Annotated in this window: 17 protein-coding genes, 1 other RNA gene and 1 pseudogene; 9 read left to right on the plus strand and 10 right to left on the minus strand. The window is 70.3% G+C overall.

Annotation, left to right across the window (positions count from 1 at the left end):
* Positions 1-4 precede the first annotated feature (4 nt).
* Positions 5-823 carry a helix-turn-helix transcriptional regulator gene (locus IU450_RS30165; RefSeq protein WP_324197881.1) on the minus strand — a complete coding sequence of 273 codons (819 nt, stop codon included), beginning with the start codon at positions 821-823 and terminating at the stop codon, positions 5-7.
* Between the two features lie 129 nt (positions 824-952).
* Between IU450_RS30165 and IU450_RS30170 the strand changes: the two genes are divergently transcribed.
* The 4 genes from IU450_RS30170 to IU450_RS30185 are packed head-to-tail and all read left to right on the plus strand — an operon-like array spanning position 953 to position 2848.
* On the plus strand, positions 953-1360 hold the full coding sequence (locus IU450_RS30170; protein WP_195153126.1) for a hypothetical protein: 408 nt from the start codon (positions 953-955) through the stop codon (positions 1358-1360).
* Between the two features lie 6 nt (positions 1361-1366).
* Positions 1367-1648, plus strand: coding sequence for a hypothetical protein (locus tag IU450_RS30175; protein WP_195153281.1), 282 nt, complete (start codon positions 1367-1369; stop codon positions 1646-1648).
* A 10-nt stretch (positions 1649-1658) separates the two neighbouring features.
* A complete protein-coding gene (locus IU450_RS30180; RefSeq protein WP_195153127.1) occupies positions 1659-2246 on the plus strand; it encodes a GNAT family N-acetyltransferase in 588 nt (195 codons plus the stop codon).
* A complete protein-coding gene (locus IU450_RS30185) occupies positions 2243-2848 on the plus strand; it encodes a hypothetical protein (protein ID WP_195153128.1) in 606 nt (201 codons plus the stop codon). The genes IU450_RS30180 and IU450_RS30185 overlap by 4 nt, the downstream gene beginning before the upstream one ends.
* Positions 2849-2854: 6 nt before the next feature.
* On the opposite strand, the gene IU450_RS30190 is transcribed toward IU450_RS30185, so the two are convergent.
* From IU450_RS30190 to IU450_RS30200, 3 genes are read right to left on the minus strand one after another with little or no spacing between them, the layout of a single operon-like run.
* Positions 2855-3316, minus strand: coding sequence for a GNAT family N-acetyltransferase (locus IU450_RS30190; RefSeq protein WP_195153129.1), 462 nt, complete (start codon positions 3314-3316; stop codon positions 2855-2857).
* 48 nt (positions 3317-3364) lie between these two features.
* Complete coding sequence (locus tag IU450_RS30195) at positions 3365-3937, minus strand: NUDIX hydrolase (RefSeq protein WP_195153130.1); 573 nt, start codon at positions 3935-3937, stop codon at positions 3365-3367.
* A 12-nt stretch (positions 3938-3949) separates the two neighbouring features.
* Positions 3950-4837: an alpha/beta hydrolase gene (locus tag IU450_RS30200; protein WP_195153131.1), complete on the minus strand. Its 888-nt coding sequence runs from the start codon at positions 4835-4837 to the stop codon at positions 3950-3952.
* Positions 4838-4873: 36 nt separating this feature from the next.
* On the opposite strand from IU450_RS30200, the gene rnpB reads away from it, so the two are divergent.
* Positions 4874-5291, plus strand: an RNA gene (rnpB, locus tag IU450_RS30205) — RNase P RNA component class A.
* A gap of 91 nt (positions 5292-5382) precedes the next feature.
* Here rnpB and IU450_RS30210 read toward each other — a convergent pair.
* Complete coding sequence (locus IU450_RS30210; RefSeq protein ID WP_195153132.1) at positions 5383-5754, minus strand: hypothetical protein; 372 nt, start codon at positions 5752-5754, stop codon at positions 5383-5385.
* A 434-nt stretch (positions 5755-6188) separates the two neighbouring features.
* On the opposite strand from IU450_RS30210, the gene IU450_RS30215 reads away from it, so the two are divergent.
* On the plus strand, positions 6189-6521 hold the full coding sequence (locus tag IU450_RS30215) for a hypothetical protein (protein ID WP_195153133.1): 333 nt from the start codon (positions 6189-6191) through the stop codon (positions 6519-6521).
* Positions 6522-6536: 15 nt separating this feature from the next.
* Positions 6537-7988 (plus strand): RNB domain-containing ribonuclease, encoded by a 1452-nt coding sequence (locus tag IU450_RS30220; protein ID WP_195153134.1) that lies wholly within the window; start codon positions 6537-6539, stop codon positions 7986-7988.
* Positions 7989-8036: 48 nt separating this feature from the next.
* On the opposite strand, the gene IU450_RS40200 is transcribed toward IU450_RS30220, so the two are convergent.
* The 5 genes and pseudogenes from IU450_RS40200 to panB form a co-directional block, all read right to left on the minus strand.
* Positions 8037-8948 carry a CHAD domain-containing protein gene (locus tag IU450_RS40200; RefSeq protein WP_324197888.1) on the minus strand — a complete coding sequence of 304 codons (912 nt, stop codon included), beginning with the start codon at positions 8946-8948 and terminating at the stop codon, positions 8037-8039.
* Positions 8928-9875, minus strand: a pseudogene (gene pip, locus IU450_RS40205) (prolyl aminopeptidase); the annotation flags it as partial. The gene IU450_RS40200 and the pseudogene pip, both read right to left, overlap by 21 nt.
* A 13-nt stretch (positions 9876-9888) precedes the next feature.
* The gene (locus tag IU450_RS30230) at positions 9889-10338 is read right to left on the minus strand and encodes a hypothetical protein (RefSeq protein ID WP_195153136.1); all 450 of its coding nucleotides are present in this window, start codon (positions 10336-10338) and stop codon (positions 9889-9891) included.
* Positions 10339-10388: 50 nt separating this feature from the next.
* Positions 10389-10724, minus strand: a complete 336-nt coding sequence (locus tag IU450_RS30235; protein ID WP_195153137.1) for a hypothetical protein — start codon at positions 10722-10724, stop codon at positions 10389-10391.
* Positions 10725-10804: 80 nt separating this feature from the next.
* Positions 10805-11662, minus strand: a complete 858-nt coding sequence (panB, locus tag IU450_RS30240; RefSeq protein ID WP_195153259.1) for a 3-methyl-2-oxobutanoate hydroxymethyltransferase — start codon at positions 11660-11662, stop codon at positions 10805-10807.
* Positions 11663-11843: 181 nt separating this feature from the next.
* On the opposite strand from panB, the gene IU450_RS30245 reads away from it, so the two are divergent.
* Together IU450_RS30245 and glnA are read left to right on the plus strand one after the other, a co-directional pair.
* Complete coding sequence (locus tag IU450_RS30245; RefSeq protein WP_195153138.1) at positions 11844-13388, plus strand: alpha/beta hydrolase; 1545 nt, start codon at positions 11844-11846, stop codon at positions 13386-13388.
* A 161-nt stretch (positions 13389-13549) separates the two neighbouring features.
* The gene (gene glnA, locus IU450_RS30250; protein WP_195153139.1) at positions 13550-14887 is read left to right on the plus strand and encodes a type I glutamate--ammonia ligase; all 1338 of its coding nucleotides are present in this window, start codon (positions 13550-13552) and stop codon (positions 14885-14887) included.
* The last annotated feature ends 38 nt before the right edge of the window (positions 14888-14925 follow it).

The raw sequence follows: 14925 nt of genomic DNA on the forward strand, positions 1-14925 counted from the left end.
CCGCTCACGCCTTCACCGCGGCCGCCGCTGCGCGCAGCACGGCCGCGGTGAACTCGTCCAAGGGGTAGAACAATTCGATGGCCAGCTCCGACAGGGTGACGTCGGCCGGAGCGCCGAAGGTGGCCATCGTGCTGAACATCGACAGTTCGCCCGCCGGGGTGCGGATCCGGATCGGCACCTCGAACGGGCTCGGCGGCGCTCCGTCCTCCGCCTCCGCGCCGGCCGTCTCCGGTGGGTCGGGGTAGCGGGACACCTCGTCGTACAGCGCGGCCAGCTCCGCGTCGCCGCTCGCGCTGACCTGCCTGCCCAGCCGCTCCAGGAACAGTTCGCGCACCTGGGCGAGGTTGGCCAGGCGGGCCGAGAGTCCCTCCGGGTGCAGCACCAGCCGGTACACGTTGGGCCGCGGCGTCCGCACGTGCTCGGGCACGCCGTCCATCAGCACACTCATCGCCGCGTTGCCCGCCACCACGTTCCACAGTCGATCGATGACCACCGCCGGGTACGGTTCGTGCGCGGTCAGCATGGTGTCCAGCGCAGCGCGGACCGAGGCGAGATGGGCGTCGTCGAGACCGCTCTCCCGGTAGGCGGGCGCGAAACCGGCCGCCACCAGCAGGGTGTTGCGTTCGCGCAGTGGCACATCCAGCGTGTCGCACAGCCGCAGCACCATCGCGCGGCTGGGGGCGGCCCGGCCGGTCTCGACGTACGACAGGTGCCGTGCGGAGGTGTCGGCCGCCAGTGCCAGGTCCAGCTGGCTCAGCCTGCGCCGTTGCCGCCATTCGCGCAGCAGGACGCCCGCTCTCGATGGGGTCTGCACTGATGTCACTCGACCAGCTAAGCACCCGGTCGCGCGGTGCGGCCATGACCTCCGAGGTTATTGAGACACCCACCTTCGGGCAGCAGGGTTGGTGCCGGGAGCCGATCGGCCCCGCCGGATCGACCGACAGGAGTACGAATGAGCACCACGACCCTGGCCGACCGCGGCAGCAGCGCCGCGTTGCTGCGTGCCGCGCTGCGCGTGGACGGCTGGAGCACCGGAGTCTTCGGCGGTGTGCTGCTCGCCGGAGCCGGATCGCTGCGTGACCCGCTCGGACTGCCGATCGGCTGGAGCATCGTGTTCGGCGTCGTCATGGTGGGCGGCGCGCTCGCGTTGCTGTCGATCGCCAGGCGCCCGGCGATCTCCGCGCGTCGGGCTCGGGCGGTCGTGGCCGTCAACGCGCTGTCGGCCGCGGGGATGCTCGGTCTGGCCGGCTCGGATGCGCTCGCGCTGACCGGTCTCGGCGTGGCGTTCCTGCTGGTCGGCGCGGCCGCGGTCGCGAGCTTCGCCGGGCTGGAATTCGCCGGGCTGCGCAGGCTCGGGTGATCGCGGATGACCGTGCATGTCGATGACCGATCACCTGGCGCCGACGAAGCCGATCTCGTCCGGCTGCTCGACGCGCAGAGGGCGGCGTGGGCGGCCGGTGGCGGGCCCGCATTCGCCGCGACCTTCACCGCCGACGCCGATTTCTTCTCGGTCATCGGCGAATTCATCGTGCTGCGCCCTGGCAGCGACGAGTGCCGTCCCCGTCCCGGCCACGGGGTGAGTCGACAGCGCCTGCCGTCTCGGCCGCGCGCCGGAAATTCGTTGCGCACGCCGCCGCCGATCACGTAGAGAAATCCGGATGGGCGTCTCCGCATCCGAGATCAGATTGCTCGTCCCCGACGATTGGGCGGTGTTCCGGCGCGTCCGGCTCGCGGCGCTGACCGACGCGCCGCAGTTCTTCGGCGCCACGCTGACCGAGGCGCAGGCCCGCACCGAGCGCGAGTGGCGGCACGCGTTGACGGATCGGGCGCAGTTCCTGGCCGAGTCGCGCGGTACCGAGGTGGGGACCGTCGCGGGCATGCTCGACCCGGAACGCGGCGGCGTGCACCTGATTTCGATGTGGGTGGCGCCACGGGCGCGGGGAACCGGTGTGTCGGACCGTCTGGTTCGCGCGGTGCTGGATTGGGCGGTGGCGGGCGGGCACCAGGCGGTCCGCCTGGAGTTCGCCGAGCACAATTCCTTTGCCGAGCGGCTGTACCTGCGCCACGGCTTCGTGCGGACCGGGGTGAGTGGGCCCGTCGCTCCGGGCGACCCGCGAACGGAATTCGAGATGGAGTGGCGGCCGCTCGGGCCCGGTTTGCCCGACCATCCCCAGGGTATCCGGGCCTCGACGGCAGCCGAGACATCCGTCCCGCACCGCGACGCCGAGGACAGGAGACAGCGATGAACGATCGCAAACCCGCGGACAAGGGGACCGACGACGCACCGGGCACTCCGGAGGTCTCCAGCACGTCGCCCGACGCGGTGCAGCCGTCCAACGGCGCGTCCGCCGGATCGAGCGGGGACACCGAGCCCCGCGCGGCACGGGGAACGGATGCTCCTGCCACGGCGAGCAGTGCCGATGCCGGAGGACGGGAAACTGAGCCCAGCGCAGGGGATGCGGCACAGATTCCGAAGCCGGGTCGTGCCGCGGGTGGGGAGCCGGAGACGGTGACCTCGGCCCAGATTCCTGAGGTCCCGGCCGCGAAGCCGGGCCACACCCCGGGCGCGGCAGAGAATGCGGAATGGGCATCCGCGCGCTCGTCGGCCGTGGACGACAGCTGGCACGACACACCGATCGCGGAGTCCGTTCGACGCGCCACCGAGCGCGCCGAGCAGGTGCAGGCGGACACCGCCACCGCGGCCGAACGGGGTGCGGCGGGACTTCCCGGGCCGGTGAGCCGCCCGGGTCGCACGCTCTTGGAAACGCTTCGAGACAAGCCTGTCCTCGCCGCGATACCCGCCTCGGTCCTCGCCTTCATCTTCTGGCGCGCGTTCCGCGGGCGCTGATCCGCGTCACACGCGACGTCGATAGACCTGCCGGGAACCGCCGTCCGGCCCGGCAGCCGCGTCCTCGGCGGGGTGGAAGCCCATTTTCTGGTAGAACGCCCGCGCACCGCTCGGCACCGCGCCGGGATGATCGGGCCCGAAGGTGACCGCCTCGAGCGTTCCCGGGCGGAGCACGTAGCGGCGGATCGCATCCGTGGTCAACGCCCGGCCGATGCCGTGCCCGCGCGCCTGCTCCGCGACCACCAGCCAGTGCACCCGATAGACCGGCGGCTTCGCGCCGAACATGATGCCGCCGAGCACCTCCGCACCCGCGGACCGGGCGACGAGTGCCGTACCCCGCTGGACGTGCCGCAGCACCGCGGCACGGAAGTCGGCGTCGTCTGCCGCCGCACCGAACCAGTGCTCGACCTGCCCCGCCAGTTCGACGAATCCGGCGAGGTCGTCCTCTCGCGCAAGCCTGACAATCATTCGCGCCATGGTGACAGCATCGGCGCACGCCGTCGACTCGAGGCGGCCTCAGTCGGCGGTGCGGCGCAGAGCGGTGCCGAGTTTGGTGAGGAACCGTCCGAAGTGGGGGTCGGCGTCGGGCAGGGCGAATTCGTCGACGTCCCACCAGCGCTCACCGTGGAACTCTCGTGGATCGAGGGTGTGGCCACCGGTGCGGTCACCGCGGATGACGTACCAGAGGCTGACGTCTTCGTGCCCGGCGCCCGAGCCGACGGTGGTGGTGACGGTGAGGAACAGCGGAACCGGTCCGACCACGTCGAACCGTGCCTCGATGCCGATCTCCTCGGCCGCTTCGCGCCGCGCGGTCTCGAGCGGATGCTCGCCGGGATCGACATGCCCTCCGGTCGGCAGCCACAGCCCGGCGAGGCGATGCTTGCCCAGCAGCACCGCCCGCGCCTGCGGATCGACCAGCACGACATAGGAAACGAGGTGCCGCGGTGGTGTGGCCGGTTTGACCCGACGAAAGATGTCGTCGGTCGACGCGAGCCAGGCTCGTGTCGTGTCGATGTGCCGTTGCTCCACCTCGTCGAGCGGTTCGATTCGATTCACGATCTCGGCGACCGCGGCGGTGGCGGAATTCATGGCGGGGATCACCTAGGGCCGCAGTACCGATACCAGGAATTCCGTCTGGTCGTAGACGGTCTTCTCGAAGACCTCATCGAAATAGATGTCGAAATGCCCGGCCGGATAACGTTTCACCACCGCGTGTTTGGTGCGTTCTGCGGCACGCAGCGCCGATTTCACCGGCGCCACGGAGTCGTCGTCGCACAGCGCGTACAGCACCGGCATCTTGAGCGCCTTCGCGCGTCGCCCCGGCGCGTCGAAGAGTGCGGAGAATGCTACGCGCGCGGCCACTTTCGGCTCGTAGGTCTCGCTCTCGTCGGTGAGCCTGCGGAAGCCTTCCGGCACGTCGGGCGCGCTCATCAGCGCCGCGGAGCGCTTGCGTCCGGCGAGCCGGATGCCGACCGGCTTGCGCCGGATCGGCCCGAGCAGCAGGTCGGTGGCCGCGATGGTGGAGACCTTGATCAAGCTGATCGGTCCCTTGGCCAACGCCGAGGACAGGCCGCTGGTGAACGGCACCTGCGCGACCACGGCCGCGATGTAGGCGTCGTCCGGCGCCACCGACAGCACGTGCCCGCCGCCGAACGACGTGCCCCACAACGCGATCCGGGTCGCGTCGATGCCGCGCAGCGTGCGCGCGAACGCGATGGCGGCATGCCAGTCCTCGCGCTGCCGCGCGATGCTCAGCAACTGGCGCGGTGTGCCCTGGCTGGCGCCGAAATGCCGATAGTCGAATACCAGGACCGCAATCCCCGCCGCAGCGAAACGCCGCGCGTACCGATCCAGTCCCATTTCCCGATTGGCCCCCAGGCCGTGTCCCATCACCACTAGTGGGCGGGGTTTGGGTGCGCCGTCCGGGCGATATAGCCACGCCGCGCACTGTTCGCTTCCGGAAGGGAAGCCGACCTCGACACGTTCCATGGCCACCAACCGTACCCAGTATCCTGTTGTGGCGGACGAGTTGGTCGGGCGGCCGCGGCGCTGGGAACGGGCACGGTCGTGCCGCCGCCCGGCGCCGAGGAAAGTCCGGACTCCACAGAGCAGGGCGGTTGCTAACGGCAACCCGGGGTGACCCGCGGGAAAGTGCCACAGAAAACAGACCGCCCACGGCCTTCGCGGGCCGTGCGGTGAGGGTGAAACGGTGCGGTAAGAGCGCACCAGCGCCCCGGGTGACCGGGGCGGCTAGGTAAACCCCGCCCGGAGCAAGGTCGAAGGTCGCACCGTTCGCGGTGCGGCTGCGCAGGCGTTCGAGGGCTGCTCGCCCGAGCCTGCGGGTGGACCGCTCGAGGCACCCGGCAACGGAGTGCCCAGATGGATGGTCGCCCCCCGGCCACACGGCCGGGGACAGGATCCGGCTTACAGACCAACTCGTCCGCCCGCTACGGCCTGCTTCGCACACCGGCTCGATTCCTCACGTCTGCGAGGAATCGGCGGGTGTGCGAAGCACGCCTGGCAGGAGCGGGAGGTCAGCACATGAGTTTGGCCATTTGGTAGATCGCTTTGGCTTCCTCGGGGCTGGGTTGGGTGGCGCCGCCTGCGCGCTTGGTGATGTTCTCGACGACCTCGTCCTCGGCTTTGCCCGCTTTGATGTCGCCGCACGTCTCGGACAGGATGCTCGCGATCTTCGCGTCGTCCTTTCCGTCGGCCAGCTTGGGGAACGCGCCGCGGAAGCTGACGACGAACGCGCCCGCCTTGACACTGTCGACCTGGGCGGTGGCCTGCGCCGCCGTCGTGGTGGCGGGGGAGGTGGCATCGCTGGTCTTGTCGTCCCCGCAACCGGTGAGGAGCAGGGCGAAGAGGGTGGCGCTGGCCGCGAGCGCGGCGGTAGTTCTGGTCACGCAGCGGGATGCTAGCGGCCGACAACCACCGTCGCCTCCCGTCAGGTGAACGGGAGGCGACGAGTAGTGGGAGAACAATCGCGCGGTCAGACCGGGTTGATCACGAAAACCTGAGCCCAGTACGCGGCCTGCTCGGGGCCGAGCAGAGGCAGCAGGTAGTCGAACAAAATCGATGACATAGGTGTGGAACTCCCAATTGTCGACGTACGGGACATTTTCCTGAGGCGAGGGCGAACGCGACGCCCGTCACGGCGGGCCACGTTAGCAGCGTGGGCGCGCTCATGCCGTCAGGCAAGATTCCGGTCTGTCCGATTCGTGCGGAACTGGCCCTGATCGTGATCGACGTCATAAAGTAGTCGCCGTTGGTAAGGCGCGGTGCGGGGCAGCACCGGGCCATTCATACTTCTATCGCGGGAAAGCAGGTCTCAACACATATGCGAGTAGTTCGCTCCATAGTCGCCGGCGCATTGGTCGCAGGCGCCGCTTCGATTTTCGCGGTGCTGGGCGCGGGTTCCGCCGGCGCGGTCGCGGTGACCCCGCTGCCGGGTGGGGTTCAGGTCGACCTCAGTCCCGCCGACACGGTATTCGTGCACCAGAACAACGTCGGCCTGGCCATCGCCGGGCTGCCGCACCCGTCCGCCGCCTCGTTCGGTCAGGCGCTGGACGCGGCGGCCGAGGTGTCGTCCTCGGTGCCGGGTGGCCGGGTCACCTTCACCGTCTACGGGCCGTTCGACCAGTTGAACGGCACCATGCTGGCGCTGCAGTAGGACCGGCGCCTCAGCGTGGAACTCCACCAGCGGATCGTCTCGGCGCCGGTCGATTTCGGCGCCATACGTTCCGAGTTCGGGCTGGCCTCGGCGTATCCCGCCGAGGCCGGCGCGGAGGCCCGCGACGCGGTGGACGCGTTCGCGGGCACCCGGGTCGATCGCACGGACATCCCGTTCGTGACGATCGACCCACCCGGGGCCATGGATCTGGACCAGGCCCTGCACATCGATCGCACCCCCAGCGGCTTCACCGTGCACTACGCCATCGCCGATGTGGGTGCCGTGATCCCTCCCGACGGCGCACTCGCCAAAGAGTCCGGCGCCAGGGGTCAAACCTTCTATCTACCCGACGGCACGGTGCCGCTGCACCCACGCGCGCTGTCGGAAGGGTCCGCGAGCCTGCTTCCCGAACGGACGCGTCCGGCCGCGCTGTGGACCATCGAACTCGACGAGCAAGCCGAACCGGTGCGGTTCACAGTGGTACGGGCGCTGGTGCGCTCCCGTGCCCGGCTCGACTACTTGCGTGTGCAGGGCGACGCCGAGGCCGGTCGGCTGCATCCGTCCATCGCGGCCCTGCCGGAATTCGGCACGCGGCGCATGGAGGCGGGGCTGGCGCGCGGTGCGATCGGACTGCGGCTGCCCGCGCAAGCCGTCGTCAAGGACGAGCGCGCCGACGGGCACTGGCGGCTGGTGGTGGAACCGCGCACCGCCGCCGACGACTGGAACGAGCAGGTCTCGCTGCTGACCGGTATGTGCGCGGCGCAGATCATGCTGAACGCGGACGCACCCGCGGGTGAGCGGGTCGCGCTGTTGCGCACCATGCCGCCGCCGTCGGATTCCGCGATCGATTCGATGCGCCGGACCGCGCAGGCGCTGGACGTGGCCTGGCCCGCCGACGAAGCGGTCGGGCGGATGCTGGCCCGGCTGGACCCGAACACGCCCGCCGCGCTGGTGCTGATGTCCGAGGCGACGACCCTGCTGCGCGGAGCCTCCTACACCGTGGTCGACGGCGCGGCAGACGAGCCGCCCGCACCGGCAGCGCTGCGCCACAGTGCGATCGGCGCTCCGTACGCACACGTCACCGCCCCGCTGCGGCGGTTGTCGGACCGGTTCGCGACCGAGATATGCCTGGCCAGGTGCGCGGGCGCCGAGGTGCCGAGTTGGGTGCGGGACGGGCTGGCGGGCGCGGCCGAGGCCATGCGGCGCAGCGACGGCGTAGCGGGCAAGATCGAACGCGCCTGCATCGACCTGACCGAGTCCACCCTGCTGGCGCGGCGGACCGGCGCGGAGTTCGACGCCGTGGTGGTCCGTGAGGCCAACGGCAATCGCCCGGCCGTGGTCTTCATCGCGGATCCGCCGGTGCTGGGGCCGTGCGCGGGCCGGCCGCCGGAAGGGGAGACGGTACGGGTGCGGTTGGTGTCGGCGGACCCGAGGGAGCGGAAGGTGTCCTTCGCCTACCCGGCGTGAACGAGGACGGCCGGTGCGTCGGTCGGCGATGCGGTCACCCGAGGTGGCTCATCCGAACAGCGCCGCGGCGGTGGCCGGGTAGCGGCTCAGTTCACGCCCGGCCGCCGCGTCCTCCGCGGCCGCGAGAATGTCGTAGAGGCCCGCATCCTCCTCCGCCGCCGTGGCTTCGGCCGCCCGGTGCACGATCGCGCTGTGCGACTCCACCGCGTCCCGATGGTCGCCGAGCACCGTCTGCAGCTTCTTCGCTCGGCGGCCTCGCTCGGCGGCTTCGTCCCCGATCACCTGCTCCGCTGCTTCACAGGAATAACGTAAACGCTTGGCGCTCTTGCGGATATCGTGCAGCAGCTCGACCCGTTCGTGTGGGTCCACGGTGGGCTCGGCGCGGACCAGCGACGCCACCCGGTCGAGATCACGCCGCAGCACCTCCCCGAAAACGTCCGTCGCGGGCGCGTCGGCGCGGGAGTGGCGCAGCGGCGGGGCGGTGCGCCACCGGTCCAGTTCGTCGCGCAACTTGCGGTAGCGTTTGCCGTCCAACGCGGCCAGCACCTCGTCGTGCGCGGCGCGATAGCGCTCCCGCTCGGCGTTCACCAGACGCGCGGTGACCGCGTCCAGATCGGCCGGCTCGGCGCCCTCGCCGTGCTCGGCCAGCAGCGCGGCGAACCGCTCGGCGCGCACCTCCGCGTCCCGCGCCTCGCCGAGCAATCCGGCCAGCCACTTGAGTTCGGCGTTCATCGCGGCGGCCGGTTTCTTGACCAGCAGGGTGCCGTAGGACCGCAGCACGCTGCGCAGCCTGCGGGTGGCCACCCGCATCTGGTGAACCGAATCCTCCGCGTCGGCCCGGACTTCGGGCTCGGCGTCCGAGAGCCGGTCGATGTCGTCCCGCAGTGCGCCGATCAGTGCGTCCCCGGCTGTGGTCACCGTGCTCACTCCCACTTTCGCGAATCGGTCGGTCGCTTCCACGAGGTGATGGGTGATGCCGGGCTCGTTCGCCGCGTGCCCGGCGTCGTCGACGATGTGCAGGATCGACCCGGGCCAGGCCCGGTGCAGATCCCACGCGCTGACCGCCGGGCAGACGATATCGTGGCGGCCCTGCACGATCACGGCGGGAATGTGCGTGATGGCGGCGATGTCGCGCAGCAGCTGGCCCTCGTCGAGGAACCCGCCGTGGCGGAAGTAATGGTTCTCGATCCTGGCGAAAGCCAGTGCGAACCGCGGCTCGGCCGTTTCGGCCACTCGATCCGGGTGCGGCAGCAGCGAACTCGTCGCGCCCTCCCAGGTGGACCAGGCGACCGCGGCCGCGCGGGCGAGGTCCTCGTCGGGCGAGTGCAGCAGCCGGTGGTAGACCTCGACCAGGTCCTGGTCGCGTTCGTCCTCGGGCACCGGCGCGAGGAACTTCTCCCACTCGTCCGGGTAGACGTAACCCGCGGCGCCGTTGTAGTACCAGTCGATCTCCTTGCGGCGCAACAGGAAGATTCCGCGCAGCACCAGTTCGGTCACGCGTTCGGGGTGCCGCTGCGCGTAGGCCAGCGCGAGCGTGGAACCCCAGGAGCCGCCGAACACCTGCCAGCGTTCGACGCCCAGATGCTCGCGCAGCGCCTCGATGTCGGCGATCAAGTGCCCGGTGGTGTTGTGCTCCAGACTCGCGCCATCGGCCAGATGCGGGGTGGAGCGGCCGCAACCCCGCTGGTCGAACAGCACGATGCGGTAGGCGGCCGGATCGAAGAATCGCCGGTGGAACGGCGCGGTGCCGCCACCGGGGCCGCCGTGCAGGAACACCACGGGCTTGCCGTCCGGGTTGCCGCTGACCTCCCAGTACACCGACTGACCGTCGCCGACCGCCAGCATGCCGGACTCGTAGGGCTCGATCGCGGGATAGAGGGTGCGCATCGGGCCGGCCGGATCAGAACGCCAGGCCGGAGGCCAGATCGGGGATGCCCAACGCCTCGATGGCCTGCTGACGCACGTCAGGGCAGCTCTTCGTGGTGACGCGGTCGACGATCGGCTTGTCGCCCAGCACCGCGGCGTTGATGCCGCCGTTGCGCAGCGCCCATTCGTGCACCAGCGCGTTCAGCCCGATCTTGCCCAGGGTCCCGCCCTGGATGCGCCAGTTGGACAGCTCCGGCCGGATCAAGTCGCACAGCTGGGTCGCGGCCGCGTCGGAGATCTCCGGGCTGGCGGGCGTGACGCGGCCGGAGGTCGTGCCGGGCGCGGCGGTGGCCGACACCGTGGTCGAACTCGAGCTGCCGGTGGGGGCCGGGCTCGTCTCGCTGCCGCAAGCGGTCAACGCCGCGGCGGCGAGAGCGCCCGCCACCAGCAGGGTGCTGCGTGAAATCCAACGGCTGTGCGGCATCGGTACCTCTGGTCGTGTCGGTATTGTCGGCATCGAGTCTGCCATTGATTTCACCGACCGGCCCGAACCCACCGATTTCGCTGGGAATAGTCAGCGGAAGCGCCCGCGCAGCTCGTCGAGCAGAGGTGGCGCCACCGTCCGGACTGAGTAGCCAGCCGTGGTCCGCGCACCGCGAGTGGTTCCAGCACGCTGCCGGGACGCAGGCGGGCCAGGCGGAGCACCAGCGGACCCTCGTGGGCGAAGGCGCGCGCGTTCGCCTTCACCCACATCGGCCCGGCGTCGGTGGGGATGCGTGCCAGCAGCGACCAGGCTCGGCGCTTGGTCTCCACCGCGGCGCCGGTGACCTCGATGTCGCCGGCGTGCAGCACGCTGCGCGCCCAGTCCACGAGCGGTCGCAGCGGCTGGCCGAGCAGCGTGGCTGGTGCGTGCGCTGCCCGGCCGGGCGTCGTCTCCTCGGAGCCGCCGGTCAGAAGCTGTGCTCCGGGCCGGGGAAGGTGCCCCGGCGCACTTCGTCGGCGTACGCGGCGGCGGCCGTGCGCAACTCGTCGCCGATGTTGCCGAAGCGCTTGACGAACTTCGCGGTCTTGCCGCTGGTGTAGCCGGCCATGTCCTGCCAGACCAGCACCTGCGCGTCGGTGTCGGCGCCAGCGCCGATGCCGACGGTCGGAATGGTCAGCTTGCGGGTGACCTGCCCGGCCAGCTCGGCCGGAACCATCTCCATGACCACCGAGAACGCGCCGGCCTCCTGGACCGCGATGGCGTCGGCGATCAACTGCTCGGCACCGTCGCCGCGACCTTGCACCCGGAATCCGCCCAGCGTGTTCACGCTCTGCGGAGTGAAGCCGATATGCGCCATGACCGGGATGCCCGCCGCGGTGATCACCGCGATCTGCTCGGCGACCCGCTCGCCGCCCTCCAGCTTCACCGCGTGCGCCCCGCCCTCCTTCATGAAGCGGGTCGCGGTGGCCAGGGCTTGCTGCGGGGAGGACTCGTAGGTGCCGAACGGCAGGTCGGCCACCACCAGCGCGTGTGGTGCGCCGCGCACCACGCCGCGCACCAGCGGGATGAGCTCGTCCACGGTGATCGGCACGGTGGTGTCGTAGCCGTAGACGACGTTGGCCGCGGAGTCGCCGACCAGCAGTACGGGAATGCCTGCCTCTTCGAACAGCCGCGCCGAGGAGTAGTCGTAGGCGGTCAGCATCGCCCAGCGCTCGCCGTCGGCTTTCATCTGCTGCAGGTGGTGCACCCGGGTCTTGCGCGTGACCTTCTTGGGCTCCGCGGGCGCCGCACCGTAGGCAGGGGTTTCCGAATCGGATACGGACATCATCGTCCCTTTCGTCTGTGTCGCCTCGGGGCCCGTGCGGGTCCCCGGGAGTGTCTGACGAGATTCAGTGTGCCACCCGCCACGGTGCCGGATTAAGGCCGATGATCGGTGCAATTGGTCACAGCGGCGCGCGGGCTCGCCCGAGTCGGCGTCCAGGTTTGCCCGATGGCAATATCGAGACATGTCGACGGTGCGGAGTAGGCGCGGTGCGCTCGTGATGGCGGTGCCCGCCCTGGTCGCTGTCCTGGTCTCGGGATGCGCTGTCACCCGCACCGAATCGGGTCAGCCGATGCCGGCCGCGCCCACCGGACTGGAGACGTTCTACGGCCAGGCCGTGCAGTGGGGGGACTGCGCCGACTTCGGCGGCCCGGACGACCGGCTGCCCCCGAACACGCAGTGCGCGCGGATCACCGTGCCGGTGGACTACGCGGCGCCCGACGGCCCGACCGCGCAGATCGCGGTGTCCCGGATCCAGGCGACCGGACAGCGCGTCGGTTCGCTGCTGATGAACCCGGGCGGACCGGGGGAGTCCGGGCTCGCCATGTCCTCGCTCGGCAACAAGACGCCGCTGGCCGAGCGCTTCGACCGGGTCGGTTTCGACCCGCGCGGCGTCGGGTCCTCCACACCGCTGATCGTCTGCCAGACCCCGCAGGAGCAGGACGCCGAGCGCGCCGAGCCCCAGGAGGACTACACGCGGGAGGGCATCGCCGACGCCGAGGCCGACAATCGCCGGTACGCCGACCGCTGCGCCGAGCGCACCGGGAAGGATTTCCTCGCGCACGTCGGCACCCGCGAAGTGGTGCAGGACCTCGACGTCATGCGTGCCGTGCTGGGCGACGCGAAGCTGACCTACATCGGGTACTCCTACGGCACGAAGATCGGCTCGGCGTACGCGGAGAGGTTCCCGGACCGGGTGCGCGCCATGGTGCTCGACGGCGCCATCGACTCCTCGCAGGACCCGGTGCAGGAGTCGCTGCGGCAGGCGGCGGGCTTCCAGAAGGTGTTCGACGCCTACGCCGCGGACTGCGCGAAGCAGCCGGACTGCCCGCTCGGCGCCGATCCGGCGCAGGCGGTGCCGCGCTTCCGCGCGCTGGTGAACCCGCTGTGGGACAAGCCGGCCCCGACCACCGACCCGCGCGGGCTGACCTACGGTGACGCGCTCACGGGCGTGCGCCAAGCGCTCTACACCGACGAGCTGTGGAAGGTGCTCACGCTGGGATTGTCCGAGCTGCGCGACGGACGCGGCGACACGCTGCTGGCGCTGGCCGACATCTACGACGGCCGCCGCGACGACGGCAGCTACGCCAACACCACCGACGCGTTCAACGCCATCCGGTGCGTCGACGACCCGCGCATCGGCGATCGTGAGGTCACCGCTCGCCAGGACGCGGAGTACCGCAAGGCGGCACCGTTCCTGGACGACGGCCGTGCCACCGGGGCGGCTCCGCTGGAGCTGTGCACCGCGTGGCCGGTGCCGAACACGAGTGAACCGCACCGCATCTCCGTGACGGGCCTGCCGAAGACGGTGGTGGTGTCCACGACCGAGGATCCGGCCACGCCGTACCAGGCCGGCGTCGACCTGGCCGGGCAGCTGGGCGCCGCGCTGATCACCTACCAGGGCAACCGGCACACGGTGGCGCTGGCGGGCGGCGTGCCGTGTGTGGACGACGCGGTCACCGCCTATCTGATCGATCTGACCGAACCCGCTCCTGGCCTCACCTGCTGAACCCGGCGGCGGTTGCTGACGGGTGACGCCGCCCGGTTCGCGGCGGAAAATCTCACAAACCGGACGATCCGGCTGTGCGGAGTCTTTCGAAAAAATCCAGGTCAGCAATCTTAAGCGTGTATGTAACACAGATTTAACGCCGGATGCTTACGCTCGCGGGCATGGATCGCCAGAAGGAATTCGTGCTGCGGACGCTCGAAGAGCGGGACATCCGCTTCGTACGTCTCTGGTTCACCGACGTCTTGGGTTACCTGAAGTCCGTCGCGATCGCCCCCGCCGAGCTGGAAGGCGCGTTCGAAGAGGGTATCGGTTTCGACGGCTCGGCCATCGAGGGCTTCGCCCGCGTCTCGGAGGCCGACATGGTCGCCCGGCCGGATCCGTCGACCTTCCAGGTGCTGCCGTGGGCCACCAGCAAGGGCCACCAGCACTCCGCGCGCATGTTCTGCGACATCACCATGCCCGAGGGCTCGCCGTCCTGGGCCGACCCGCGCCACGTGCTCCGCCGCCAGCTCAACAAGGCGGGCGATGTCGGCTTCAGCTGCTACGTGCACCCGGAGATCGAGTTCTTCCTGCTGGAGAACGGCCCGCAGGGCAGCACGCCGGTACCCGCCGACAGTGGCGGCTTCTTCGATCAGGCCGTGCACGATTCGGCGCCGAACTTCCGCCGCCACGCCATCGACGCGCTGGAGTCCATGGGCATCTCCGTGGAGTTCAGCCACCACGAGGGCGCACCGGGCCAGCAGGAGATCGACCTGCGCTACGCCGACGCGCTGTCCATGGCGGACAACGTGATGACCTTCCGCTACCTGATCAAGGAAGTGGCCATCGACGAGGGCGTGCGCGCGACCTTCATGCCCAAGCCGTTCGCCCAGTACCCGGGCTCGGCGATGCACACGCACATGAGCCTGTTCGAAGGCGAGACCAACGCCTTCCACGACCCGGACGACCCGATCAACCTGTCGGAGACGGCGCGGGCGTTCATCGCGGGCATTCTCGAGCACGCCCCGGAGATCAGCGCGGTCACCAACCAGTGGGTGAACTCCTACAAGCGCCTCATCCACGGCGGCGAGGCGCCCACGGCCGCCTCGTGGGGCCGGTCCAACCGCTCCGCGCTGGTCCGCGTGCCGATGTACACGCCGAACAAGTCTTCTTCGCGCCGTGTCGAGATCCGCAGCCCGGATTCCGCGTGCAACCCCTACCTGACCTTCGCCGTCCTGCTCGCGGCCGGTTTGCGGGGCATCGAGAAGGGCTACACGCTGCCGCCGGAAGCGGAGGACGACGTGTGGTCGCTGACCGTCGCGGAGCGGCGCGCGATGGGCTTCCGTGAGCTGCCCGGCACGCTGGACGAGGCGCTGCAGGCGATGGAGCGCTCCGAACTGGTCGCCGAGACCCTCGGTGAGCACGTGTTCGACTTCTTCCTGCGCAACAAGCGCCGGGAGTGGGCGGACTACCGCAGCCAGGTGACGCCGTTCGAGCTCAAGGAATACCTGGGGTTGTAACCCGGGCGATGTCCGTGGGCGGCGTGCCCCCGGTCCCG

This window comes from Nocardia abscessus (assembly GCF_015477775.1).
Classification (GTDB): Bacteria; Actinomycetota; Actinomycetes; order Mycobacteriales; family Mycobacteriaceae; genus Nocardia; species Nocardia abscessus_A.